The 25,412-nt window shown below is 43.4% G+C and carries 22 protein-coding genes; 15 read left to right on the forward strand and 7 right to left on the reverse strand.

The genetic code is table 11. From position 1 onward, the window contains the following. Positions 1 to 319, reverse strand: a 319-nt coding sequence (locus Q9R24_RS02785) for a LysR family transcriptional regulator (RefSeq protein ID WP_311203672.1), incomplete at its 3' end; no start/stop codon positions are given. A 170-nt stretch (positions 320 to 489) separates the two neighbouring features. Between Q9R24_RS02785 and Q9R24_RS02790 the strand changes: the two genes are divergently transcribed. Further along, on the forward strand, positions 490 to 2,232 hold the full coding sequence (locus Q9R24_RS02790; RefSeq protein ID WP_311203673.1) for an FAD-dependent monooxygenase: 1,743 nt from the start codon (positions 490 to 492) through the stop codon (positions 2,230 to 2,232). Positions 2,233 to 2,274: 42 nt separating this feature from the next. On the opposite strand, the gene Q9R24_RS02795 is transcribed toward Q9R24_RS02790, so the two are convergent. The 3 genes from Q9R24_RS02795 to purL form a co-directional block, all read right to left on the reverse strand. Continuing rightward, positions 2,275 to 2,400 (reverse strand): KGW motif small protein, encoded by a 126-nt coding sequence (locus Q9R24_RS02795; RefSeq protein WP_004645654.1) that lies wholly within the window; start codon positions 2,398 to 2,400, stop codon positions 2,275 to 2,277. Between the two features lie 286 nt (positions 2,401 to 2,686). Beyond that, complete coding sequence (locus Q9R24_RS02800; RefSeq protein WP_311203674.1) at positions 2,687 to 3,121, reverse strand: abortive infection family protein; 435 nt, start codon at positions 3,119 to 3,121, stop codon at positions 2,687 to 2,689. Positions 3,122 to 3,550: 429 nt separating this feature from the next. Continuing rightward, positions 3,551 to 7,384: a phosphoribosylformylglycinamidine synthase gene (gene purL, locus Q9R24_RS02805; RefSeq protein ID WP_311203675.1), complete on the reverse strand. Its 3,834-nt coding sequence runs from the start codon at positions 7,382 to 7,384 to the stop codon at positions 3,551 to 3,553. 1,304 nt (positions 7,385 to 8,688) lie between these two features. On the opposite strand from purL, the gene Q9R24_RS02810 reads away from it, so the two are divergent. The 5 genes from Q9R24_RS02810 (at position 8,689) to ruvB (ending at position 14,068) form a co-directional block, all read left to right on the forward strand. Continuing rightward, positions 8,689 to 10,326: a sodium:solute symporter family transporter gene (locus Q9R24_RS02810; RefSeq protein ID WP_311203676.1), complete on the forward strand. Its 1,638-nt coding sequence runs from the start codon at positions 8,689 to 8,691 to the stop codon at positions 10,324 to 10,326. Positions 10,327 to 10,337: 11 nt separating this feature from the next. Then, positions 10,338 to 10,469, forward strand: a complete 132-nt coding sequence (locus Q9R24_RS02815; RefSeq protein WP_004645659.1) for a putative transporter small subunit — start codon at positions 10,338 to 10,340, stop codon at positions 10,467 to 10,469. A gap of 195 nt (positions 10,470 to 10,664) precedes the next feature. After that, complete coding sequence (locus Q9R24_RS02820) at positions 10,665 to 12,005, forward strand: deoxyguanosinetriphosphate triphosphohydrolase (protein ID WP_311203677.1); 1,341 nt, start codon at positions 10,665 to 10,667, stop codon at positions 12,003 to 12,005. Positions 12,006 to 12,122: 117 nt separating this feature from the next. Further along, the gene (ruvA, locus tag Q9R24_RS02825; RefSeq protein WP_004731726.1) at positions 12,123 to 12,725 is read left to right on the forward strand and encodes a Holliday junction branch migration protein RuvA; all 603 of its coding nucleotides are present in this window, start codon (positions 12,123 to 12,125) and stop codon (positions 12,723 to 12,725) included. Between the two features lie 335 nt (positions 12,726 to 13,060). Further along, positions 13,061 to 14,068: a Holliday junction branch migration DNA helicase RuvB gene (ruvB, locus tag Q9R24_RS02830; RefSeq protein ID WP_311203678.1), complete on the forward strand. Its 1,008-nt coding sequence runs from the start codon at positions 13,061 to 13,063 to the stop codon at positions 14,066 to 14,068. Positions 14,069 to 14,082: 14 nt separating this feature from the next. Here ruvB and Q9R24_RS02835 read toward each other — a convergent pair whose 3' ends face one another. Continuing rightward, complete coding sequence (locus Q9R24_RS02835) at positions 14,083 to 14,808, reverse strand: hypothetical protein (RefSeq protein ID WP_253172444.1); 726 nt, start codon at positions 14,806 to 14,808, stop codon at positions 14,083 to 14,085. Positions 14,809 to 14,945: 137 nt separating this feature from the next. Then, entirely contained in the window at positions 14,946 to 16,175 is a 1,230-nt protein-coding gene (locus Q9R24_RS02840) for an acetamidase/formamidase family protein (RefSeq protein WP_311203679.1), read from the reverse strand. Between the two features lie 381 nt (positions 16,176 to 16,556). Between Q9R24_RS02840 and Q9R24_RS02845 the strand changes: the two genes are divergently transcribed. The 7 genes from Q9R24_RS02845 to pal all read left to right on the forward strand — a co-directional run bounded on the left by Q9R24_RS02845 (position 16,557) and on the right by pal (position 23,159). Next, complete coding sequence (locus tag Q9R24_RS02845; protein ID WP_311203680.1) at positions 16,557 to 17,900, forward strand: amidohydrolase; 1,344 nt, start codon at positions 16,557 to 16,559, stop codon at positions 17,898 to 17,900. A 267-nt stretch (positions 17,901 to 18,167) separates the two neighbouring features. After that, positions 18,168 to 18,575 carry a tol-pal system-associated acyl-CoA thioesterase gene (gene ybgC, locus Q9R24_RS02850; protein WP_004645668.1) on the forward strand — a complete coding sequence of 136 codons (408 nt, stop codon included), beginning with the start codon at positions 18,168 to 18,170 and terminating at the stop codon, positions 18,573 to 18,575. Positions 18,576 to 18,602: 27 nt separating this feature from the next. Further along, on the forward strand, positions 18,603 to 19,301 hold the full coding sequence (tolQ, locus tag Q9R24_RS02855) for a protein TolQ (RefSeq protein ID WP_129717062.1): 699 nt from the start codon (positions 18,603 to 18,605) through the stop codon (positions 19,299 to 19,301). Further along, entirely contained in the window at positions 19,301 to 19,750 is a 450-nt protein-coding gene (gene tolR / locus Q9R24_RS02860) for a protein TolR (RefSeq protein ID WP_253172442.1), read from the forward strand. The genes tolQ and tolR overlap by 1 nt, the downstream gene beginning before the upstream one ends. Positions 19,751 to 19,753: 3 nt before the next feature. Continuing rightward, positions 19,754 to 21,043, forward strand: a complete 1,290-nt coding sequence (gene tolA / locus Q9R24_RS02865) for a cell envelope integrity protein TolA (protein ID WP_311203681.1) — start codon at positions 19,754 to 19,756, stop codon at positions 21,041 to 21,043. A gap of 205 nt (positions 21,044 to 21,248) precedes the next feature. Further along, on the forward strand, positions 21,249 to 22,532 hold the full coding sequence (gene tolB, locus Q9R24_RS02870) for a Tol-Pal system beta propeller repeat protein TolB (RefSeq protein ID WP_171056997.1): 1,284 nt from the start codon (positions 21,249 to 21,251) through the stop codon (positions 22,530 to 22,532). 54 nt (positions 22,533 to 22,586) lie between these two features. After that, positions 22,587 to 23,159: a peptidoglycan-associated lipoprotein Pal gene (gene pal, locus Q9R24_RS02875; protein ID WP_311203682.1), complete on the forward strand. Its 573-nt coding sequence runs from the start codon at positions 22,587 to 22,589 to the stop codon at positions 23,157 to 23,159. Between the two features lie 79 nt (positions 23,160 to 23,238). Here pal and Q9R24_RS02880 read toward each other — a convergent pair whose 3' ends face one another. After that, positions 23,239 to 23,424, reverse strand: a complete 186-nt coding sequence (locus Q9R24_RS02880; RefSeq protein WP_004645674.1) for an NF038105 family protein — start codon at positions 23,422 to 23,424, stop codon at positions 23,239 to 23,241. A 180-nt stretch (positions 23,425 to 23,604) separates the two neighbouring features. Here Q9R24_RS02880 and Q9R24_RS02885 point away from each other — a divergent pair, with 180 nt between their 5' ends. After that, the gene (locus Q9R24_RS02885; RefSeq protein WP_044112048.1) at positions 23,605 to 24,579 is read left to right on the forward strand and encodes a class 1 fructose-bisphosphatase; all 975 of its coding nucleotides are present in this window, start codon (positions 23,605 to 23,607) and stop codon (positions 24,577 to 24,579) included. Positions 24,580 to 24,630: 51 nt separating this feature from the next. Continuing rightward, complete coding sequence (locus Q9R24_RS02890; RefSeq protein ID WP_004279118.1) at positions 24,631 to 25,407, forward strand: RNA methyltransferase; 777 nt, start codon at positions 24,631 to 24,633, stop codon at positions 25,405 to 25,407. Positions 25,408 to 25,412 lie beyond the last annotated feature (5 nt).

Below are 25,412 nucleotides of genomic sequence, written 5' to 3' on the forward strand. Positions count from 1 at the left end.
GCATCACTTTGATTTCTGCCACATTCAGAAAGCCAATATGAATCTGATTGTTTTTCTGCTGTGCAACCTGACGTGCTGCTGCCACTGCCAACTTGGCATTTTCCAGTGCTTTTTCGGCATAGATCTGAAAAGCTTGTCCTTCATCGGTGAGTTTGACTTTTCTGGATGAACGATCAAACAGGACAACGCCTACTTCCTGTTCCAGATCCTTAATTTGCTGGCTTAATGACGGCTGGGCAGTAAACAGCTTTTCGGCGGCCTTGGTAAAACTTTGTTGCTGCGCCACGGTGATAAAATAGCGTAAACGTCGAAGTTCCATAGCCTGCCCGGTTTCTGATCAGGTCAGCATCTTAAGATTATGACCCACGTATTGCAAATAAGAATAGGTCGATAGTTTATATGAATATCGCTATATCAACAGATCCTGTTTTACTAGACTGCCTGATCATATAGATAGCTTGTTCTTCACCTATACACATGGAGTCTTGTATGACACAACACTATGACACTGATATTCTGATCATTGGTACCGGTCCTGCAGGTTCAACATTAGGTCTGGCCTTGGCCAATTATGGCATCAAGGTACAACTGTTTACCCAGTTTAGCTGGCTGGCCAATAGTCCACGTGCACATATTACCAATCAGCGTGCCATGGAAGTATTACGTGATTTAGGTGTTGAAGAACAGGTTAAAGAGATTGCTACACCTTGGGAGCAGATGGGCGAAAGCCTGATTACCACCAGCCTGGTGGGTGAAGAAATTGCCCGTTTAAGTGCATGGGGTACAGGTGATGAGCGTCATGGCGATTATATCAAAGGCAGCCCATGTCCTTTAGTTGATTTGATCCAACCCAAAATGGAAGCTTTACTAGTCAAGAATGCCGGTGAACGTGGTGCAGTTTATAACTTTAATACTGAATATCTGTCGCATGTGCAAGATGAAGATGGCGTGACTGCGACTTTCCTGAACCGGATTACCAATACTGAATTTAACTTAAGAGCAAAATATCTGGTGGGTATGGATGGTGCTAAATCTCGTGTATTGGAACAGCTCGGCTTGCCACTGGAAGGCGTGATGGCACGTGCCGGTACCGTCTATGTGACCTTTAAAGCTGATCTTTCTCAATACGTTCAGCACCGTCCTGCGATTCTGCAATGGATCGTGAATCCTGAAGCTAGCTTTGGCGACCTCGGCATGGGATTGTTACGTGCCATTACGCCATGGCATGAATGGATTATGGGTTGGGGCTTTGACATTTCCAAAGGCGAACCACAAGTGACTGAAGAACAGGTACGTGCCCGCCTGAATGCCTTTGTCGGTGCGAAAGTTGAAGAAGTCGAAATCCAGAAATTGTCGTACTGGTATGTGAACCAGACCTGGGCAACTGAATATTCTAAAGGTCGCGTATTCTGCGGTGGTGATGCGGTACACCGTCATCCACCATCGAGTGGCCTAGGTTCAAATACCTGCATGCAGGATGCCTTTAACCTAGGCTGGAAACTAGCATACGCAGTAAAAGGCTGGGCTGCACCTTCCCTGCTGGATTCCTATACGACTGAGCGTGCACCGGTCGGCAAGCAAATTGTGGCGCGAGCGAATCAATCACGTTTTGATTATAAATACCTGAAAGAAGTCTTTGGTTTTGACAATGGTGTGACTACACAAAAACAAATGCTGGAACGTATCTTTTCGGAAGATGAGCAAGGTGCTGAAATCCGTCAAAAACTATTTGAAGCTTTGGAAATTAAAAACTTCGAATTTAATGCACAAGGTGTAGAGCTGAACCAGCGATATAGCTCCAATGCAGTGATTAGCGAATCTGAGCCTGAAAGATTTGAGCGAGATCAACAGCTTTATTTACAGGCAACCACTCGCCCAGGCGCTAAAGTTCCGCATACTTGGCTGATCAATGCCAAAGGTCAAAAGCAGTCGACACTGGATATTACGGGTAAAGGTCGCTTTACCCTGCTCACAGGTTTATCCGGTAAAGGATGGAAGCAAGCTGCTGAAGCACTGAACTTACCTTATCTGGATGTGATTCAAATTGGTTCACGTGACTATCGTGATGTGTATGGAACCTGGAATGCCAAGTCTGAAATTCATGAATCTGGTGCAGTACTGGTTTGTCCGGATGGTTATGTGGCTTGGCGTTATCAGGACAGTACCAATAAAGCTTTTGATTATGAAAATACGTTAAAGGCGGTATTGAAGCAGGTTCAATTGGTTATTTAAATTATAAAGCCACCTTAATGGTGGCTTTCTTAAAGCTGATGATCAAGAACCCTGCAGCAAGTAACTGCCCACAACGAACAATATTTGTAGTCCTACAACAATACAAAACAACATCCAGCCTTTCTGACGCATTGCCGCCTTATCCATTATTCTAAGTGTTTTAGCCATGTCATCACCTCATCTTTGAGAATTGATACTGAACCGATCTATTCCATCTTTCTTTTATAGTGCAATAAAGTTGTGCATAAAACATACCATAGCACTTTATATACAATATAAAAGCAAAATCTAAACCAACTCAGCAGGAAGAAAAAAAATTAAAAAATCAGAATGCTTAAAAAGCAAAAATCCACCAAATTGGTGGTTGAATAATCCTATGTTAGTGAATTTATTTTAATTTTTCCATACAGTAAAATTAAGATACTATTTAAAAACAATATTTATAATAAAAAATTCATTCACCTTGTTTTAATTTCCAAGATGAGAATAAAAACACGGACATTGTACCAGCCAAATTCACTGCTAATTCTGCATGTCTTGGAGAAGGTTTAAAGTTTATTTTACCTTGCCCATGAGCATCACCCACTTTATTTCTCAATGATCCTAAACCTTCAATGATGGAACTACATCCTCCGAGAATTTGTTTGAAAGTCTGCTCCGTATGTTGAGATGGAGCAAGGTTTAATTCTTTACTCACCAATCTATACAGTTGATTTATATCTGGAGCATTGCCATAACCGACTTCGTATTCATCAAGAATATATTTGCAGGTCGATTCTAAAAGTGTTCGAGCTAATGTAATCGCACCTTCGGGATCTGTACTTCTTCGCTCTAATGCTTTCTGCCATATTTGATGTATATAATCCGAGCTTAATTCAGCAATCTTCAACTGTACTACCTGATCCAATGGAGGAACATCTAGACTTTCTAATACATTAAAGAATTCTTTAAATTCCGAATAAATATAATTTTCACGTTCAGCGTAAGATTCAAAATCCCACTTAATCCTAGCTTCAAATTCATCTAATGTGCGTATGTCTTTAATAAAAAATGGAATATATTCATAAAAGTTTTTAAATGTCAGTAACTATTGTCTAAGCTGCATAAATGCCTCTGAAGAACCTTTTTCATAAGTATCAGTAGCTCTAGCTATTAGCAATTCTTGTAAAAGTAAAACTTTTTCAATTAAATCGGACATTTGAGGACTCTTTATTCATTTTTTAATCTTTTTCAATTCTATATCTAATCACCTATAAATCTATAATTTGCTTATTAAAAAAGCCCCTTTCGGGGCTTTTTTAATTCTTGATTATATCAATTAGCCAATAAATTTACGTGCATTACGGAACATACGTAACCAAGCACCGTCTTGATCCCAGTCTTCTGGTTTCCAGGAATGCTGGAGCGCGCGGAAGTTACGTTCAGGGTGCGGCATCATAATCGTTGCACGGCCATCCTGAGAGGTTACACCGGTAATACCTTCCGGTGAACCATTCGGGTTCAACGGATATTGTTCAGTTGCATTGCCATGGCTGTCGACATAACGTAGAACCACCTGATTCGATGCATTCAGTGCAGCAAAGTTTTCCGCCGTTGCAACTGCACGACCTTCACCATGCGCCACAGCGATCGGCAGAATCGAACCTTGCATGTCTTGTAACAATACTGAATTCGATTTTTCCACACGAACGTTCACTGCTCGCGCTTCAAATACTTCAGACGTATTGCGATGGAAACGTGGCCAAGCATCCGCACCCGGAATTAATGGAGCCAATTGAGACAACATTTGACAACCATTACAGATACCGAGCGAGAAGGTTTCTTGACGGTTGAAGAATTTCTCAAACTGGTCACGCAATTTAGCATTGAACAATACGGATTTCGCCCAGCCCCCACCAGCGCCCATCACGTCACCATACGAGAAGCCACCACATGTTACCAAACCTTCGAAATCATCCAGGCTGATACGACCTGCCAGCAAGTCACTCATGTGGACGTCAACGGTATTGAAACCGACTTTGTCGAAAGCTGCCGCCATTTCAATATGACCATTCACACCCTGCTCACGCAGAATTGCCATATTTGGACGACGCAAGTTAATGAAAGGTGCTTCAATCGCTTCGTTCAAGTCGAATGTTGGTTGGGCGATAATACCTTTGTGCGCTTTATCAGTAATTAAGGCAAATTCCTGATCTGCAGTTTGTACGTTGTCACGTAGGCGCTGGATTTGATGAGAAACTTCAGTCCATGCCACTTGCAGGTCAGCACGTTCAAGTACCAGACCATTGATAGACAATTGGTCCGTATTGTTTACACTACCAACCACTGCAATTGCATCTTTAAGCGTAGATGCTGCAACTTCAGCTTGTAATGCTTCCCAATCTGCTTTGGCAATTTGTAGAACTGCACCAATCTCTTCAGCAAATAGGCTTGCAGTTGATTGATCTTCTAGAGCAACACCCAGACGTGATGCGAACATCATTTCTGCAACAGTCGCCAATAAACCACCATCACCGATGTCATGATACGCCTTGATCAAACCACGGTTGTTCCAGTCTTGAACCAATGCGAAGAATGCTTTGAAGTCATCGAAGCTATCCACATCAGGAGTAACTGAACCAATTGCTTTGTATACCTGCGCCAGAATCGAACCGCCTAAACGGAACTGACCTTTAGACAGATCAATACGAACCAATATAGATTCAATATCTTTCAGTTCAGGAGTCAATGTTTGACGCACATCAGTCACTGGCGCAAATGCAGTGATCACGCCCGACATTGGAGAAGTCACAGACTTGTCTTCACCTTCATCATTCCAGGTGGTACGCATAGACAATGAGTCTTTACCGACTGGAATCGCGATACCCAGTGCAGGACACATTTCCATACCGATGGCTTTCACGCCTTCGAACAATGCCTGGTCTTCGCCAGGTTGACCCGCAGCAGCCATCCAGTTTGCAGACAATTTGATGTCGCTGATTTTTTCAATCTTCGCAGACATGATGTTAGAGATCGATTCAGCCACAGATAAACGTGCTGATGCAGCAGGATTCAACAACGCTACTGGAGGACGTTCACCCATTGCCATTGCTTCACCAGTGTAACCAACAAGGCTTGTTGTAGTCACAGCAGCATCCGCGACAGGAACCTGCCAGCGACCTACCATCTGGTCACGCGCGACCATACCGGTAATCGAACGGTCACCAATACTGATCAGGAACGATTTAGAAGCAACAGTCGGATTTTTAAGAACGCGATAAATCGCATCTTTTAAATCAGTGACTTTAGCTGCATCAAAGTCATCGCCTTTGCGTTCAATCGTTTCGTAGGTACGGCTCATACGTGGTGTACCACCAAGCATCACTTGCATTGGCATATCCACTGGCTTGTTGCCGAACAATGGATCTTCAACGGTTAAGTGACGTGCTTCAGTCGCCTCACCCAGTACTGCAAACGGACAACGTTCACGCGCACAGATTGACTCAAATAATTCTAAAGAAGATGGACGAATCGCCAATACATAACGCTCTTGCGCTTCGTTTGACCAGATCTCCATCGGCGACATGCCAGGTTCTAAAGATGGAATCTTACGAAGATCTAGCACCGCACCCAATTCATGGTCATTCACCAGCTCAGGCATGGCATTTGATACACCGCCCGCACCGACATCATGTACCGACACAATTGGGTTGTGGTCTTCCATGCGCCAGCAAGTATCGATCACTTCTTGGCAACGGCGTTCCATTTCCGGGTTTTCACGTTGTACCGAAGCAAAATCTAGGTTCTCGCCCAATTTACCGCTATCTACAGAAGATGCAGCACCACCGCCAAGACCGATCAGCATGGCTGGACCACCGAGTACGATCAGCAAATCGCCGGGTAAGATCGGATCTTTTTCAACGTGATCTGGACGGATATTTCCGTAACCACCAGCGATCATGATTGGCTTATGGAAACCTTTAACATCGCCATTGACGTTTTGTTCAAAAGTACGGAAGTAACCATTTAATGCAGGACGACCAAATTCGTTGTTAAACGCAGCACCACCCAATGGGCCTTCAATCATAATTTGTAACGGTGATGCCATACGCGATGGTTTACCGTAGTTTTCTTCCCAAGGCTGTTCAAAACCCGGAATATTCAAGTTAGATACAGTGAAGCCAGTTAAACCTGCTTTAGGCTTACCGCCACGACCAGTCGCACCTTCATCACGGATTTCACCGCCTGAACCTGTCGCTGCACCGGCAAATGGTGCAATCGCAGTTGGATGATTGTGGGTTTCCACTTTCATCAGGATGTGAGCAGCTTGGCTCTTGTATTTATAAACCTGATGCCCGTTATCTTCTTGAGTTGGATAAAAACGCTGGGTATCCGAACCGACAATCACCGAAGCATTGTCTTTATAAGCCGACAATACATCTGTCGGTGATTCTTTATAGGTGTTCTTGATCATCTGGAACAACGACAATGGCTGAACTTCACCATCAATCGTCCATTCCGAACCAAAAATTTTATGACGGCAATGCTCAGAGTTGGCTTGCGCAAACATCATCAGTTCGATGTCATTCGGATTACGACCTAGCTTGATGAAAGCCTCAGTCAGGTAATCAATTTCGTCCATTGATAATGCAAAACCAAATTCATTATTGGCTTTTACCAGTGCTTCTTTACCTTCACCCAGAATATCAATCGAGTTCAGTGGTTTTGGCGCAGTTTCTACAAATAATACCGCAGCATCTTCAATCGCATTGAATACGCTTTCGGTCATACGGTCGTGAAGTACTTGCAATGCTTCTTTAGAGAGCTCTTTTACGCCCTTCAAAGTAAATAAAACGCCGCGTTCTAGTCGATGAACCGGCGTATTACAGTTTTTGAAAATGTCCGTCGCTTTAGAGGACCAAGGCGAGATGGTGCCGACGCGCGGTGTGACTAAAATCTGGATTTCATCACTTGCAGCCTGGTGCAATTCAAAAGATTGACCATCGTTGAGAAGCTGTAAAGCTGATTGCTGTTGTTGCTCGCTGAGCGCTTGGTCAAAGAGGTAGACCCATTGACTTTCAATTGATTGAACAGAACTAATTGACGTCAAACGCGATAATAGTTGAGTTTTCTTAAAAGAAGAATGTGCGGGTGCACCGGCAACGATAAACATGCTGATTTTGGCTCCACGGGATGGTCTGAACAACCATGCCACAATGTGACTTGAGAGAGCGCATATTCTACTGTGAAATAAGGAAATCGGCTAGATGCCAAATCAGAAAACTACGTCTGAAATATCCTGGACTTTTAAAATATTTCGTTTATTTTCAGTCAGGAAAATTGAATGTAGTCGCACAGGTTAACACATTTTTTTCAAGAAAAATCAAAACCGGTTCAGAATAATTTTCTGCATAAAAATTGTATTATTTTTCAACAGCAATCAGTGCAAAATCAAATTCAGGTTTTATTGTCATGACCTGTCAAAGTTCCGATTTAGGCCAAAATGAAATACTTGATTACAAGATTTCATGAAGTCGTATTTTTTGCAGACTGTTTTTAATTATTTTGATTGACTCTTAACTTTGACTTTTAAGATTAGAAAACTGGTTAAAGGTCTTCTGCCTTTATGAAATACAAAGAGCAATTCTCCGCTCGTCTCCGCCATTACAGCATCCGACAAAAATTACTCCGCCATATAAATGAGTAATTAATAATGAGTGGTGTTTTAATTTGACATCATCTGCGGGGAAAAAACCGGACACCTACTCTCATCTTCTAAAAGAATAAAAATAAAATCCCTTATTTGATCCCTTTATTCTTTCATATTTGATATTTATTTTCTCAGATCATAATTAAGCGAAATTTACTCATCTAAAAGACCAAAAATGATATAGACAAAATTATCCTATCATAGCCAATATTTTGAAATTTCATCACTTATTCATTAGTTCTATTATGCGCAAAAAGCAGAATATAAATAGCAAAATACCACTCGTATTTATAAGAAAATTTACCAGGAATTATGATGCCTATATAAAAAAATAATGAAGAAATGATTAATAATAAAATTTTGTTACCTTTTTTATTTAATCCGTATTCTCAGGTTTTATTTAACTCGAAAAATTTAAAATAAATATTTGTAATTAATAAAAAAATATCTAAAATTTTCTTTTTTATTCAACTAATAAAGCAACAGACTCACACGTCTATATCAGCTAAGAATCTTACCAAATAGACACTTCATCAGTAAATTTGATGATTTTATGTTAAGCTCTAACCGAATTGCTGAGGAATTGTCCAAATTCTGGGCCTGGCAATGGTTTTTCCTTTCTGCTGTAGAGATGAATATAAATTCTATATTCGGACACTAATTTTTTGATGTTCTATAGCTTCACTGCTCTGTCTATTTTAGAGCCTTAATCTGTCACCAATGATTTAATTTTCAAAAACAAAAGGTGACCCGCTTAAGGAGTATGTATGTTTCAATTCACTAGTACAGCAACTGTACTATTGATGGTGCTTTTCTATGGCATCACTTTTTTACTATCGTTACGTATCAAACAGAAAAATGAAAATGTTGATGGCTATATGGTCTCGAATGGCTCCATCGGATTTGGAATGTCTGCGGCCAGTATGACCGCCACCTGGATCTGGGCCGCATCATTTTATGCAGCAGCTTCATCTGGCTATACATACGGCGTTTCTGGTGCCCTACACTATGGTTTGTGGGGTGCGCTGATGATTTTATTTATCTATCCCTTCGGCAAACGCTTTCGTGAACTGGCGCCTAATGCACATACCTTGGCAGAAATCATGCATGCCCGGCATGGCAACCAGAGCCAGATGATTCTGGCAGGCTCCAATATTGTCGGAAGCGTGATCAGTCTGATGGTAAACTTTACCGCAGCAGGTGCGCTGGTTGAAATTCTGTCTCCCCTCAGCTTTATCCATGGGGTCTTGATTACCGGAATTGGTGTGCTGTCCTATACCCTCTGGTCGGGCTTCCGTTCTTCGGTGTTTACCGATTTTGGTCAACTGGTGGCGATGATTGTCGCGGCTGTGATCATTATTCCAACCTTGTTCTTCACCTTAGGTGGACCTTCCCTGTTTCAAAGCGGGATTCATAACCTGCAACCGGAGCAGCTGGATTTTTTCTCTAAAACAGCCTTCTTGGAACAAGGCGCACCATTTTTTGTTGCCGTATTGGCCTACGCGATTGGTAATCAGACCATTGCCCAGCGCCTGTTTGCAGTCCGTGAAGACCTGATCAAACCAAGTTTTATCACTGCAACCATTGGTTATGCTGCAATTGTCATTGGTCTAGGCATGCTGGGGTTATTGGCACTATTTGCAGGTATTCAGCCCATTGATGGCAACCTGAATAACCTGATTCCGCAAATGGCAGCGACTTATCTTTCTCCATTTATGGTCGCGCTGTTATTCATCATGGTGATTGGAGCATTGTCTTCTACCGCTGACTCGGATCTGTCTGCCCTGTCTGCGATTGTCATGACGGACATTTATGGCAAACAGATTGCGAAAAACCGTCCTGATCCAAAGAAAATGCTGTTTATTGGCCGTATGACCATGATCGTTGCCACCATGCTGGGGATTGTGATTGCCACCTTGAAGTTTGACATTTTGTCGATGCTGATTTTTGTGGGTGCGCTTTGGGGCTCTATTGTATTCCCGGTGATTGTCAGCCTGTATTGGGACAAGGTGAATGCCCGGGCCTTTAACTGGTCAGTGGGCCTCGCATTTTTCAGCTTTCTGATAGTACGTTTTGAATGGCTTCCGATTCAGGGATTGATCGCACTTGGCTTTGAACTCGTTGCGACCCTGGGGATTGGTGTGGTGCTGGGTTTGATGACCTTTGGTTTCTTCGGCAAGAAAGTGGGTCTGGTCGTTGGCATATTGGCCAGTATTGGCTTCATGCCATGGACCATCGGCTTCTTGCGTGAATACGGCACCTTGTTAAGCTCACTGACAGCGTATGGCAGTAGTGCGCTGGTATGTACTGTGTTGACGCTATTCTACAGCAAAGAAAAATTTGATTTTAAGCAAATCAACAAGATGGTGATTGAATTTCACCAGCTATCTGAGAAAAGTAAATAAGGAGATTTCAGATGACAAGTCAATTATTGACCCTATATGTACTTTTTTGGCCATTGGTGGCAAGCCTGGTCTTGTTCACGATTTGCCTGAATGTCTATAAAGACACACAACAGGCCAAGAAAAATGGTGAAGAGCTAATTTGATTCTTCATCCTAAACAAAAAGCAGGCCATTGAGCCTGCTTTTTATTGTTCATTTGATGATTTCGATTTTTAATTCTCAGTCTTTTCCAGCTGACTAAAATAACAATAGGCAGCATGACAATTCATGTCGCACTGCCCTAGTGCAGGAGCTAGTTTTTTGGCATGATGCAAATAGTGGATCACTGAATAATGATAAATGACTCAAATGCGTTGGTTAGAACTGCTTTCGACAGTTCGGATTGGTAGTAAAAAGCAGAGCACTGAACTGGCACGTAGCCCGTTTCATAAAGATTATGACCGTATTATTTTTTCCCAAAGCTTCCGGCAGTTAAACCGCAAAACCCAGGTCCATCCACTGACCCAGCATGATGGCATTCATACCCGCTTAACCCATTCGCTAGAAGTCTCCTGTATTGGCCGTTCACTGGGTATGCTGGCTGCCGAGAAAATCAAAGATAATTTACCTGCCTGGATTTCTCCGGCCGATGTCGGTGCCATCATTCAGGCTGCTTGTCTAGCGCATGATATTGGTAACCCGCCTTTTGGTCATGCTGGTGAATACGCCATTCGGGAATGGTTTGACGATGCTTCTCATACCGACTTTTTAAAAGATTTGAGTCCTGAACAGGAAGCCGATGTACGCCAGTTTGAAGGCAATGCCCAAGGCCTGCGCCTGCTGACCAAGATCGATTATCATCCTTATGATGGCGGCATGCGTCTGACCTATGCCACACTCGGCGCCTATCTTAAATACCCATGGGTCTCTGAGGCCATTGACCCGACCGGCAACACCCCGGCCAGCCGACGTCCTAAATTTGGTTGTTACCAGTCTGAAAAAGAGATTTTGCAGGAAATTGCTGAACAGCTAGGATTAATCCAGCTTGGTGAATATCATTATTGTCGTCATCCGCTGACCTATCTCTTAGAAGCTGCGGATGATATCTGCTATGCCCTGATTGATCTGGAAGATGGTATTAGCCTGAATATGCTCAGTTATGCCGAAGTCGAGCCAGTCTTTCTGAACTTGCTGGGAGAATATGGCACACCTGAAGAAATCAATCTGCCTAATACCACCTGGCAACAAAAAATTGCCGCCTTACGTGGCCGGGTCATGAAACGTCTGGTAGATGAAGTCACCACAGCCTTTGCCCGACATCAGCAGGAAATTCTGATGGGCCAACTACAAGGTTCATTGCTGGGTTATTGTAGTGCCGACATTGAGATTGGCATTAACCGGGCCAAAGAACTGGCGCGAGACAAGATCTTCGAACACCCGCAAAAAGCCGGTCTGGAAATTATTGCGCATCAAAGTTTACAAACGATTCTGGATGCCTTTATTCCACTGACCACACCGCACAAAACCTTAAGCTTTAAGGAACAGCGTTTAATGGCTATTTTAAAACGTTCGGGTGCGCAGTTTAGCGCTGATCATTATGACAATATTATGCAGGTACTGGATATTGTCTCCAAGTTCTCCGATCATCAGGCTTATAATCTGGCGCAGGAACTGCATGGCAATAAAGCCGGATTGCTCTGATGCGAGCGAGCACCTGATGACAATCTCAGCAAAATCACTGCTTTTGAATGATAGAGTTTTGCCTTTATCGAAAATGCTGACTACTATGCCTGTATTAAATTTGAGTATGTATAAAAAATGATTGGATGCCTGATTGGGGAAGTGCTGGCGCTGGAAGCACCGACTGTTTTATTAAATGTGAACGGCGTAGGTTATGAGATTGACACCCCTTTAACCACTTTCTGTCAGTTGCAAAAAGGCCAGAAAATTACCTTGTGGACGCATTTGGCTGTGCGTGAAGATGCCCAGTTACTTTATGGCTTTATCAATGCGCAGGAAAAAACCATTTTCCGCACCTTATTAAAGGTGAACGGCGTTGGTCCGAAAATGGCGCTTGGTATCCTTTCAACTTTAAGTGTGGAAATGCTGATCCATACTGTTGAACATGAAGATATCAACACTCTGGTAAAAGTTCCGGGGGTGGGTAAAAAGACTGCAGAACGCTTGATGATTGAATTGCGTGACCGCTTTAAAGCCATGGCTTCAGGTGCTGCACCAAGCAATTCAACTGCACCACAAATTCAGTTTATGGGCAATTCAGCCGTGGCTGAAGCGGAAGCTGCATTACAGTCCTTGGGCTATAAACCTGCTGAAGCACAAAAACTGGTGAATGCTGCCAAAGGTGAATTTACTGAAGCCAGTGATATTATCCGGGCTGCATTAAAGTCGATGAATAAATAGAGATGATATCCAAGTTACAGGATAAAGTCTGATACGTGTAAAAGTCATTCGCAACTGTTTGAGGCAGGAGACATTTATAGTTAAATGTTTCTGCGATATATTCGATAAGAATCAATATTCGACGAGTTTTGCGAATGACAGTGGTTTTGCTTACTTTTGCCGAAACAAAAGTAAGGCGAACCGCAGGTTAATACTCAGATATAAATCTGATTGGAAAGACTCTGCAAAAATTCAATTCCTCGCCTAGGCGAAAATCTTAGGATTCAGATCCATATTTGAGACCGTGTCAAAATTACCAGCTCAAAGGATCACTAAAATATTGGTATATAAACGTTATGCAAGACCGTCTCATCAGTGGTTCTGAAAAACCCGAAGATCATTTCGATCGTGCCATCCGCCCGACTTCCCTCGATGACTACATCGGTCAACCATTGGTCCGCGAGCAAATGGAAATTTTCATTGGCGCAGCACGTGGCCGTGAAGAAGCCCTTGATCACACCTTGATTTTTGGCCCGCCAGGTCTGGGTAAAACAACGTTGGCCAATATTATTGCCCGAGAAATGGGTGGCAATCTTAAGTCAACTTCTGGTCCGGTTCTGGAACGTGCCGGCGACTTAGCCGCGATGCTAACCAATCTGGAAGAAGGTGATGTCCTGTTTATTGACGAGATTCACCGTCTTTCACCCGTGATTGAAGAAATCCTGTATCCGGCAATGGAAGATTATCAGCTCGACATCATGATTGGTGAAGGCCCTGCTGCGCGCTCGATTAAACTGGATTTACCTCCATTTACCTTGGTAGCAGCCACCACACGTGCCGGTCTACTCACCTCTCCGCTGCGTGACCGTTTCGGAATCGTACAGCGTTTAGAGTTTTATTCGGTTGAAGATTTAACCCACATTGTCAAACGTTCAGCCAACTTGATGGATGTACCGATGACTGGAGATGGCGCAAAAGAAATTGCCCGTCGCTCACGAGGTACACCGCGTATTGCTAACCGATTGTTACGTCGAGTTCGTGATTACGCTCAGGTCAAAGGGACTGGTGAAATCAATCAGGATATGGCCCAACGTGCTTTGGACATGCTCAAAGTCGATAAAGATGGTTTAGATACGCTCGACCGCCGCTATTTATCTATGCTTCTTGAGCGTTTTGATGGCGGTCCTGCCGGTGTTGAAGCCTTGGCCGCAGCCATGGCAGAAGATTCAGGCACGCTTGAAGATGTTATTGAGCCTTACCTGATTCAGCAAGGTTATGTGATGCGTACTGCACGTGGTCGTATTGCAACGAATATGGCGTATTTGCAGTTTGGGATGACCCCACCTGAGCCGAAAGAGAAGTAATTCATAAGGGAGATTTATTCTCCCTTTTTAACTCTTTCCCATTCTTTTTTTAATAGTTTTTGAATGTTTTGTACAAGAGTTTTAGAAATAAGTATTTTGCTTAATTCATCCAACTCATTATCGATAATATCTTTATTAAAGCACTTAGTAACTAGAGAGTCGATTTTTCTCATATCTGATAATATGATTTCCGATGATTCCTCCAAAGGATTTAAATATAAGGTAACTTTATGAGTAAGTTTTCTAAATTCCACTAAATAATCTATTAATGCCTCCTTACTTTGAACAGAGAAATCATTTGCTATTACTATATTCATTTTTGTTCTTACAATTAAAATTTCACTAAATAACTCTCTAATATTATTTATCCAATCCTGTCGATGTGTAGACTTAATCTGCATTAATTGCAAGTCTTTCTGACTTTGATAAAGTTCTCTATTAGAATTCAGTGTTTGCTCTACTGACTTTCCTATTTGCTCTAATGTTAAATTAAAGCCTTGTTTAGTTAACTCAAAACTCTTACGTCCATACCAATAAGCAAGCCACGTTGCCAATGCACCGAAAATCAGAGCAATCACTACTGAAAGTGCAAAAGAGGAAATGGCTGTTTTATCTGTCGAAGCATTCAACTCCATGTGTGTTTTAGCAGGTTGTTGCAATACGATCGTTTGTATATTTGGTTGTTGTGGCACTGTCCACGGAAGCTGAATCATCACTTCATTATTATTCTGCTCTGCCACACCCACCCCTTTTAACTTAAATGAATTTTTATTATCAACATTCTAAACATTTTCAAAGTATCACAAAAGAAAAAGCCAACTGACCATGCCTGAATCAGTTGGCAAAAGCACAAAATAAAAAACTAAATAAAAAAAAATTACTTCTCTTCTTTCTTAAACTCCTTAAAGTCCGCTTTGCGAATCATCGCATGAATACCTTTGGTTCGATCCACCACTTGAGACACTTCAAAGTCAGTGGCAGCACTTAAGTAGGCATAGGCAATTTCTTCAGAAATGCCATATTCATTGACCAGAAAACGGATCGCTTCACGGGTGGATTTACGCATGGCTTCGTCCAAGTCTTCATCCAGACCCGGCGTGATCCAGAATTCAGCATTTTCAGCCAGCGGCTGTTTAATCTCTGCACCCGGAATTTTATCTTTTCCAGATTTAAGCAAAGTGAATTTTAAAGTCGCACGTGCCGAACCTTCCAGGGCAGTTAAAGCCACCTCACCATCACCTTGTACAAAGTGACTATCGCCTGTATAGAATAAAGCACCTGGCACCTGTACAGGATAATAGGCCGTAGCCCCTGCTCCTAATTCATTGATGTCGATATTCCCGCCATAAAATGATGGTGGCACAGAGTGCACAGGCTCACTGGTATTTGGTGCAACGCCCATGGTGCCCATAAACGGATTCAGCGGGAAACGAATCGCTTTACCAGATTCAGTTTTTAAAACGCCTTCCCATACACCATACGCATTTTTCTCAATTGGGGTAAAAATGGACACGTTGCCATAAGCCTCAGGATTGGCTGGAGATGCATGCTCATGTTTCTGACGTTTCGGGAATTCGGGTAAGGTCCCTTTGCCATGACGGTTTGAAATCACACCATAAGGCACACGCGGTTCAACTTTTAGAATCTCCACCTTTAGAATATCGCCCGGCATTGCCCCTTCTACATAGACAGGCCCAGTAATAATGTGTGGTCCATCTTTATGGAAATCATGTTTTAATTTGGAATTCGTGATCAGCTTGGCTTCATCCAATACATGCTCAGGCTTGACGCCTTTTGAGGTGAAATATTTCTCTGCATTGCGGCCCTGATCTTCTAGCAGCCCTTCATGTGAAACCGTATCGAAAGTAACTGTGCTACCTGAAGGGACAGTTAAAACAGGTTTTGCATCTTTATTTGGCAGATAACCCCACGTAATGGTATTCAAGGTACTCGGCACATAATAATGACCTTTATATTCACCACTTTTGAGTAATGTCGGTTTATTTTCCAGCTGTTTCAGTATTTTAAAGTCTTCAGCCCATATGCTTGTCGAAATAAAACTTAAGCTTGAAGCCACTGCCAGAGATAAAGCCAAAGGTTTTAACATGCGTTTAATTTCCGTCATAAAAATATTACGGAAGAATGAATGCAATCTAAGTGCCAAAATTATTTTAAGAGGTTTAAAAAATCTTCACTTCATCAGAGTTATTAATATAAATGGAATCGTTTTTTCTTTTTTCCTTAATTCTTTTTCAAGTTGTAATTTTTATAATTTTCATACCTTATAAATATAAAAAATCAATTTAGATACATATTTTTACAATGTAAAAGAACAAATAAAGCTCTTTGAGAACAGATATTAACACCCAGAATACCTTTAAGGTATCAAAAAATACTTAGAGAGTTTTGGTCGAATTTAGATCAGTATGCCATCCTAAAGAATCACTTTAACCATTTCAAATTCTTAAGGTTCTCCCGAAGTATGAACATGTATAAGCAGATCTCCCTTTGTCTCCCTCTTCTTTTCTGTAGCCAGCTCAGCCTGGCCGACTGGATTGATGATTCTGTACAAGCTGCTGAAGCACACACCATCAAATTACGCCAGCATATCCACCAACATCCTGAACTGGGCAACATGGAATTCAAAACCTCGGAGCTGGTCCAAAAAGAATTAAAATCCTATGGCATTGAAGTACGTAAAGGCTATGCCAAAACCGGTGTAATCGGTGTATTAAAAGGTGCAAAACCCGGCCCCGTAATGGCCTTACGCGCAGATATGGATGCATTGCCAATTAAAGAAACTGCGCCGGTGCCTTTCGCCAGCAAGCAAAAAGCCATTTATCAAGGCAAAGAATCTTATGTGATGCATGCCTGTGGACATGACGCACATACCGCCATGTTATTGGGTGCAGCCAAAGTTCTGGCCGCCAATAAAGATAAAATTGCGGGGACAGTGGTGTTTGTATTCCAGCCGGCTGAAGAAGGCGGTGCAGATATCGATAACTTCACTCATGGCGATCAGATTGGCTCACGTAAAATGATTGCCGACGGTGCCTTAAAAAATCCAAAACCTGAAGTGATTTTCGGGATGCATGTAATGGCAGGCATGCCAAGTGGCAATATCTTCTACAAAGATGGTGCGATTTTGAATAGTGCCGATCATTTACGTATTCAGATCAATGGCAGTCAGGTGCACGGTTCTATGCCTTGGACAGGTAAAGACCCGATCTATGCTTCTGCCCAGATGGTGACCAATTTACAAAGTCTGATCAGCCGTAAAGCTGACCTGACTAAAGGAATGGGTGTAGTGAGTATTGGTAGCATTCAGGGCGGCACCACCGGTAACGTCATTCCAGATCAGGTTAATATGGTCGGCACCATCCGTTCCAATAATGAAGATGTACGTCAGGGCATTTTAAAAGACTTGCCAAAAATGCTGGAACACAATGCCGCAGCCAATGATGTCAAGGTGAAAGTCGAAATTGCACCTTACGCCCCGGTGACTACCAATGATAAAACCTTGACTGAATTGATGCGTCCAACCTTGGCGAGCGTGCATGGTGAAGATAAATTGCATGTGTTAGACAACAACGCCAGCGCCAGTGAAGATTTTGCTTATTATGGTCAGCTCATGCCATCGCTCTTCGTGTTTGTCGGTGCTACACCGGCAGATCAGGACCCGACAAAAGCCACACCGAATCACAACCCGAATTTCATTGTCGATGATGCGACCCTGAAAACTGGTGTCGAAAGCCATGTCCGTTTTATTCTGGACTATCCAAAAGTGGCCGAGCAGGTTCAGGCCAACTGGAAACAGAAAAATAAAGGCTAATCTTCTATTACTAAAAATGCGCGGCTCTAAGGACTCGCGCATTTTAGTATCTGCTGCTGTTTTATAAATGAGCTGTTAAGCGCTCAGCACTTCATCTTGGCGACTTCTCTCCAGATTTGACACCTTGTGCCATTGGTCTCAAAACTCACAATGCTAAACTTTGAACCGCTAAATTGCTTGACTTTTGGCAGGAATCCGGCAAATTCTAATCCCTCTCCTGCATCTAAAAACAAGCAAAAATTTCGAAAATCTGCATGGAACAAAACTATGGCGAATCACTTTGAATTCAATATCCGCGTTTATATTGAAGATACTGATGCGGGTGGCATTGTCTATCACGCCAATCATATTCGCTATATGGAACGTACCCGTACCGAATGGTTACGTGCCGCTGGAGTGAGCCATTACTGGCATCAGACAGACTACAATTTTGTGGTGCATAAAATTAATGTCAAATATATGCGCCCGATCCTGATGGATGATTTAATTACTGTTACGGCACGTGTCATTTCATGTAAAGCTTCATCATTTGTATTGCAACAAAATATTTATCGTGGTGAAATCATGCTTGCATCAGGTGAGGTTGAGTTGGCATGTATCAGTGCAGAGATGCGACCACGTCGACTCCCGGATGAAATCCGCGAACTAATTCAAAAAGAATTGGAACAAGACTAAAAAAATTTATTGGCACACGTAACAACTATGGCGACTCAGTTAGAATCATCTCTTCAAGTTTCAGATCTTATTTTACAAGCAAGCCCTGTCGTACAACTGGTGATGCTTTCTCTCCTGTTAGCCTCAATATATAGCTGGTATCTGATTGCCAAGCTCTATATGAGTTATAAAAAAGCCCAGGCCGATGATGAACATTTCCAGAAAATCTTCTGGTCTGGCGCTGAGCTGAATACCCTGTATAACAATGCGCAACTCAACTCCAAACGTACCGGCCTTGAAGACATTTTCTATCAGGGTCTGGGCGAGTTCCTGAAACTGAAAAAACGCCATGCGCCGACTGCCCAGTCGATTGAAGGAACTGAACGTATTCTACGTGTCGGTTTAAGCCGTGACCAAGGTCATCTGGAACAAGGTCTGGGTGCGTTGGCCAGTATCGGTTCGGTTGCGCCTTATGTCGGTCTGTTCGGTACAGTCTGGGGCATCATGAACGCCTTCATTGGCCTGGCAGATGTTGATCAGGTGACTTTGGCAACAGTCGCACCCGGTATTGCCGAAGCCTTGATTGCAACGGCGATCGGTCTGTTCGCAGCTATTCCAGCGGTATTGGCTTTCAACCATTTTACGGCCAAAGGTGAAACGGTCTACTCTGACCGTGCGCTGTTTGCCGAAGAAATGGTAGCGCTATTGCAACGTCAGTCTGTAGGCGTAACTCAGGACAAAGACTAATGGCAATTCAAGGTTCAGGACGCTTTCAGCGTATTAAAAAGCCACTGAAAAGTGACATGAATGTGGTGCCATATATCGATGTCATGCTGGTACTTCTGGTGATCTTTATGGTCACCGCTCCGATGATTACCAGCGGTATCAAGGTTGACTTGCCTCAGGCCAATGGATTGCCGATCGATTCCAAGGATACCCCGAGGATTGTCACGCTTAAAGAAGATGGTTCATATTATCTAGAATATAAAAATCAGGCGACTGGCCCGGTCACACTGGAAGAATTAACGCGTACGCTGGTTGATGCCCAAACCCAGGCACAAAATGACAACAAGGTGCTCAATGTCGTGATCAATGGCCATAATACCCGTCCATATGGCGATGTCATGGCCTTGATGTCCAGCCTGCAAGATGCTGGCCTTTCTCAAGTCGGTTTACTGACCAAGCCATTAGAATAAAGTATGAAAGACTATAAAAAGCCACCATTTCAGAAAAAAGCCATCGCACTTGGATTCACCTTAGGCATCCATGCAGTGGCTTTGGTGGGCTTACTTTATCTGGGCATGAGTAACCCCCCTGAACCGCCAAAACAGATCAAAACCGTTCTGATCAAGCCAGAAGACCTTAAACCGGTGACTCGCGAAGAAACCGAATTTGAGGAAACTGCACATGAAAATGTCGCAGAAGAAATTACCCAGACTGCTGAACCCAGTATAGAACCTGCTCCTGTGATTCCGACAGCAGCCCCTGCTGTACCTGTGACTCCGCCTGCTCCTAAAGTCGATACACAAAAAGCCCAGCAGGAACTAAAAGCGGCAGAGGCAGCACAAGCCAAGGCTGCGCAACAAGCAGCTGAAGCAGCGAAACGTGCCGAAGCCGCTGAACAGGCGAAACAGGCAGCGGCAAAAGCCAAAGCGGATGCAGCGCAAAAATCCAAGGCGGAAGCCGAAGCTGCACGCCAAGCTGAACTGAATGCACAGCGCAAAGCCGATGCTGCACAAAAAGCCAAACTGGAAGCACAGAAAAAAGCCGACTTAGCTGCTAAGCAAAAAGCGGATGCTGCAACAAAAGCCAAAGCAGAGGCTGATGCCAAACGTAAGGCTGAAGCTGCTGCTAAAGCAAAGGCAGATGCGGCAGCAAAAGCCAATAATGATGCAGCGGCGAAACGTAAAGCAGATGCGGATGCGAAAGCTAAAGCGGATGCAGCAGCAAAAGCCAAAGCAGACGCGGCAGCCAAGGCTAAAAATGATGCAGCGGCGAAACGCAAAGCGGATGCTGATGCGAAAGCTAAAGCCGATGCGGCTGCTAAAGCCGACGCTGATGCCAAACGCAAGGCAGATGCCGATGCTAAGGCCAAAGCGGATGCAGACGCCAAGCGCAAAGCAGATGCCGAAGCAAAAGCCAGAGCTGATGCAGATGCCAAAGCTTCAGCCGCTAAACAGGCTGCTGAAGAAGCTGCACAGAAAAAAGCGGAATCAAAACGGATTGCATCCACTGCGAAGCGCGATTTTACTAATAAAGTTAAACAGGCTTGGAATACACCAGTGGGTTCATCTGGTAAAACTGCCAACGCTCGCGTCACGCTAAGTGATAGTGGTTCTGTCATTTCTGTAGTGGTAAGTGCAAGTGATCCCGATATGAAAGCCAGTGTAGAAGCTGCAGTTCGTGCTGCTGCACCTTATCCAATGCCTTCCGATCCAGATGCACGCCGTGAAGCGCGAAGCTTTACTTCAACCTTTACTGCGCAATAAAAAACGGAGCCATCACATAAATAATGTTGTGATGGCTTTTATTTTTTAAGCTAAACTTCACTTTAAATTGATTAAATAATATTCACTTTTCACAGTGTCATAACAGTTTGGTCATAAATTCATGGTTTTATTCTATTAAATCCATGCGATGATGTAGCCCAAGCACCTATACAATAAATCCGTTGATTTGAGTAAATAACGAATGATGGAAAAGACTCGCAAACATCTACTCTGCCTCGCAATCATTAGCGCTTTAAGCCCTGTATTGGCAACCCAGTCCTATGCCCAATTGCATCTGGAAATTACCAAGGCACCTGAGGCAGCACCTAAAATTGCCGTTGTACCTTTCAGTCAGGATCAGAGCATTTATCCTATTGTGGAAAATGACCTGAATCGTTCTGGCCGCTTTACCAGTGCTTCAAAAAACCTGCCTGCAACAGCGACATTGAATAATCCGAATGCAGAAGCTTGGGCATCAGCTGGTGTTCCCTATGTAGTCACCGGCTCATCCAAGACCACAGCCGATGGTTCTTTTGAAATCCAGTATCAGCTCTATGATGTCGAAAAAAAACAATATCTATTAAATGAATTGCTGACCGTTCCAGCCTCACGCACCCGTCAGGCAGCACATATGATCAGTGATGCCATCTATCAGGCATTGACCGGTATTCCTGGTGATTTTAGCGGACGTATTGCCTATGTGCTGCGTAATCCTGCTACGCCGGAACAACGCTATACCTTGCAGATTGCCGACACCGATGGCGAACAGCCAAAAACCATTTTGACCTCACGTGATCCAATCCTTTCTCCGGCATGGACACCAGATGCCAAAAAAATCGCTTATGTGTCCTTTGAAACCAAACGTCCGGCGATTTATGTACAGGATCTGGCGACCGGACAACGTGAAAAACTGGCCAGCTTCCGCGGCTTGAATGGCGCGCCGAGCTTCTCTCCAGATGGTAAGAGCATGCTGTTTACTGCCTCTATGCACGGCAATCCGGAAATCTACCAGATGAATCTGGAAACGCGTCAGCTACAACGTATGACCAATGACAGTGCCATTGATACTGAAGCACGTTATTCGCCAGATGGAAAATCCTTTATTTTCACTTCTGACCGTGGCGGTTCTCCACAAATTTACCGCCATGATCTTGAATCAAGTAGCAATAAACGCCTGACCTTCCGTGGTGCATTCAACGCGCGTGGTACGCTGAGCGCAGATGGTAAAAAACTTGCGTTAGTTCATCGTCCAAGCGGCAGTAACTATCGAGTTGCGGTTCAGGATATGACTTCCGGTGTGAACAATATTCTGACGCCAACTACACTGGACGAATCACCAAGCTTCTCGCCAAATGGCCAGATGGTGGTCTATGCCACCCGTGAAGGTGCACGCGGACTTTTATCGATCATGTCGCTGGATGGCCGTTTCCGTATGAATTTACCAAGTGAAACGGGCGAAGTCCGTGAACCGGCTTGGGCACCCAAATAACATTTTTATATTGATAAACCCTTTACCCCATAATCAAACTTCATGGAGATGAAGATGAACAAAGTAAAATTATTTGCCTTGCCACTTTTAGCAGCAGCTGTTGTCATGACAGGTTGTGCGAGCCGTAAGCCTGCCGCTGAAGTTCAAACGGGTAGTTTAGATACAACTGGTACAACAACTGTGAATACTCAAGGTCTGAGTGAAGATGCAGCACTGAATGCACAAAACATGGCAGGCGCTTCGGCAAAAGGCGTTACTGCAGAAAATAAAGCATTCTTGGCAAAACGCGTGGTGCATTTTGACTATGACAGTACTGAACTCAGCAATGAAGATCTAAATACATTGCAAGCCCATGCGCAGTTCCTAATGGCCAATGCCAATTCACGTGTAGCCTTAACTGGTCATACCGATGAACGCGGTACCCGTGAATACAACATGGCACTTGGCGAGCGTCGTGCCAAAGCAGTAGAAAGCTTCCTGATAACGACTGGTGTTAATCCTGGTCAATTGGAAGCAGTCAGCTATGGTAAGGAAATGCCAATCAATGCGGGCCATGATGAAAATGCATGGAAAGAAAACCGCCGTGTAGAAATTAATTATGAAGCGGTACCACCATTGTTGAAATAATTTTCATTCATGATGGTTTCATCAAATAAAAAGCACTCAATCATGAGTGCTTTTTATTGGCTTCAATTAAAGAATCAGTCTACTTTGGAAGCTGATCCTGTTCAGCCGGATGCATCGATTCGATCAGGTCATGTTTATTGAATTGTTTGTACTCTGGTTTTGCTTCATAATCCCGCCAGGCTTCTTTCATCTTGTCTTCAGAGATATCATCTAAAGTAATGCCTTCGCTTGGTGTTGGAGTCGCATCAAACTTCAATGTTGTCATATCTGTGCTCCTATTCTCAATTTTCCTTTGTCTTCAACATAGCACTTTCCGCAGGAGTTGCAAGGGCAAAATCGATACAAATAATCCAGTTTAATTTTTCTTTTAGTACGTTCTCATCTAAAATATAGCCGCATATCGTTTTGATCATTTTTTCCCGATTTAAGTTTTGGAGTTTCCCCTATGTCATACCGCACTTTATCCCAGTTTTTACAACAACAAAGCGGGAATCTCACACCTGAACTTGCACAAGTTATTGAAACGATTGCAAACACTTGCAAAGACATTGATCAATTACTGCAAAAAGGTGCTTTAGCGGGTGTATTGGGAAGTGCACAGCATGAAAACGTTCAAGGCGAAGAGCAAAAGAAACTAGATGTCATTTCTAATGACTATTTGATTGATGCCTTGCAGCAACATCCAAATGTGGGTGGTTTGGCCTCAGAAGAACTGGATGAATTCACCCCTGCACAAGAAAATGGTCAATTTCTGGTATTGTTCGATCCATTAGACGGTTCAAGCAATATCGACATCAATATGTGTGTTGGTACCATTTTTTCGATTCTTCCTGCAAAAAATGCCGTGACTCAGGCAGAAGACTTTATGCAAGCCGGTGTTCATCAGGTAGCTGCAGGTTATGTGCTTTATGGTCCATCGACCATGTTGGCATTGACCGTCGGCGCAGGCGTAGTGTTCTTTACCTATGACCCTGAGACTCAAGAATTCCTACTGACTTCTGAAGCCATTCAGGTAGCTGCAGATACTAAAGAATATGCGATCAATGCGTCGAATCAACGTCATTGGGAAGCACCAGTACAGCGTTATATCGATGAATTGTTAGCAGGCAAAACCGGTCCTCGTGAAAAAGACTTCAATATGCGTTGGGTTGCCTGTATGGTGGGCGACATTCACCGTATTCTTTGCCGTAGCGGTATCTTCATGTATCCATACGACCTTAAAGATCCGGCTAAAGCAGGCCGTCTACGTTTAATGTACGAAGCCAACCCAATGAGCATGCTCATGGAACAGGCTGGCGGTGCATCGACTACAGGTCGTGTGCGTATTCTTGAGATCGAACCGACAGATCTACATCAACGTGTGCCAGTGATCATTGGTTCTAAAAACGAAGTTGATCTTGTGACCAGCTACCACAACTAATTTTTATAGCGGCAGTCGATATTGAATCGGCTGCCGTGGATTATATCTCCCATGCCAACTTTTTTTCTTGATTCAAAAGACAATCCAAAGATTAAACACTTACGTGGTTTAATTGAACAAAATACCTATCGTAAAAAACAGGGTCAAACGGTTTTAGAAGGCACGCATCTGTCTCTCGCCTGGCTACATGAAAACCGTAAAATTGATTCGATTTTCACTACAGAACATGCACTTTCACATCCTGATTTCGAGAAAATTCTCGCAAAATACACAGGTATGGTCTTTGTTCTGAGCGAATCTTTATACAAAGATTTAAGTACCTTAGGAACATCTTTAGCGTGTTTAGCTGTGGTCACTTTACCAACAGCAAATTATGCATTGGATTTTAAAGCAGACACTTTGATTCTGGAAAATGTACAGGATCCGGGTAATGTAGGCACCCTGCTTCGCTCGGCTGCTGCTGCCGGTATTGAACAGATTGTGTGTACCAAAGGTTCTGCCTCGCTCTGGTCTCCACGCGTATTACGTGCCGGTATGGGTGCACATTTCACACTGCAAACCTTTGAAAATATCGCGCTTGAACAAATTCTTGAGCAATTTCAAATCCCTGTCTATGTAACTAGCTCACACCGTGCTGAAAGCCTGTATTCAAAAGACTTACGTAAACCTTGCGTGTGGATTCTGGGTAATGAAGGCCAAGGCGTGTCTGATTATGCGATGCAACATGCTGAAGCCGTGAGCATTCCGCAACCTGGCGGTCAGGAATCACTGAATGTCGCAATTGCAGGTTCGATCTGTTTCTTTGAAATGGTACGTCAACGTATCTAATTAGG

This window comes from Acinetobacter sp. RRD8 (assembly GCF_031844225.1).
Taxonomy (GTDB): domain Bacteria; phylum Pseudomonadota; class Gammaproteobacteria; order Pseudomonadales; family Moraxellaceae; genus Acinetobacter.

Excerpts from the sequence above, each read along its gene's own strand:
- Q9R24_RS02790 (WP_311203673.1), top strand. The coding sequence starts at position 490 with ATGACACAACACTATGACACTGATATTCTGATCATTGGTACCGGTCCT.
- Q9R24_RS02795 (WP_004645654.1), bottom strand. The coding sequence starts at position 2,400 with ATGGCTAAAACACTTAGAATAATGGATAAGGCGGCAATGCGTCAGAAA.
- purL (WP_311203675.1), bottom strand. The coding sequence starts at position 7,384 with ATGTTTATCGTTGCCGGTGCACCCGCACATTCTTCTTTTAAGAAAACT.
- Q9R24_RS02810 (WP_311203676.1), top strand. The coding sequence starts at position 8,689 with ATGTTTCAATTCACTAGTACAGCAACTGTACTATTGATGGTGCTTTTC.
- Q9R24_RS02815 (WP_004645659.1), top strand. The coding sequence starts at position 10,338 with ATGACAAGTCAATTATTGACCCTATATGTACTTTTTTGGCCATTGGTG.
- Q9R24_RS02820 (WP_311203677.1), top strand. The coding sequence starts at position 10,665 with ATGACTCAAATGCGTTGGTTAGAACTGCTTTCGACAGTTCGGATTGGT.
- ruvA (WP_004731726.1), top strand. The coding sequence starts at position 12,123 with ATGATTGGATGCCTGATTGGGGAAGTGCTGGCGCTGGAAGCACCGACT.
- ruvB (WP_311203678.1), top strand. The coding sequence starts at position 13,061 with ATGCAAGACCGTCTCATCAGTGGTTCTGAAAAACCCGAAGATCATTTC.
- Q9R24_RS02840 (WP_311203679.1), bottom strand. The coding sequence starts at position 16,175 with ATGTTAAAACCTTTGGCTTTATCTCTGGCAGTGGCTTCAAGCTTAAGT.
- Q9R24_RS02845 (WP_311203680.1), top strand. The coding sequence starts at position 16,557 with ATGTATAAGCAGATCTCCCTTTGTCTCCCTCTTCTTTTCTGTAGCCAG.
- ybgC (WP_004645668.1), top strand. The coding sequence starts at position 18,168 with ATGGCGAATCACTTTGAATTCAATATCCGCGTTTATATTGAAGATACT.
- tolQ (WP_129717062.1), top strand. The coding sequence starts at position 18,603 with ATGGCGACTCAGTTAGAATCATCTCTTCAAGTTTCAGATCTTATTTTA.
- tolR (WP_253172442.1), top strand. The coding sequence starts at position 19,301 with ATGGCAATTCAAGGTTCAGGACGCTTTCAGCGTATTAAAAAGCCACTG.
- tolA (WP_311203681.1), top strand. The coding sequence starts at position 19,754 with ATGAAAGACTATAAAAAGCCACCATTTCAGAAAAAAGCCATCGCACTT.
- tolB (WP_171056997.1), top strand. The coding sequence starts at position 21,249 with ATGGAAAAGACTCGCAAACATCTACTCTGCCTCGCAATCATTAGCGCT.
- pal (WP_311203682.1), top strand. The coding sequence starts at position 22,587 with ATGAACAAAGTAAAATTATTTGCCTTGCCACTTTTAGCAGCAGCTGTT.
- Q9R24_RS02880 (WP_004645674.1), bottom strand. The coding sequence starts at position 23,424 with ATGACAACATTGAAGTTTGATGCGACTCCAACACCAAGCGAAGGCATT.
- Q9R24_RS02885 (WP_044112048.1), top strand. The coding sequence starts at position 23,605 with ATGTCATACCGCACTTTATCCCAGTTTTTACAACAACAAAGCGGGAAT.
- Q9R24_RS02890 (WP_004279118.1), top strand. The coding sequence starts at position 24,631 with ATGCCAACTTTTTTTCTTGATTCAAAAGACAATCCAAAGATTAAACAC.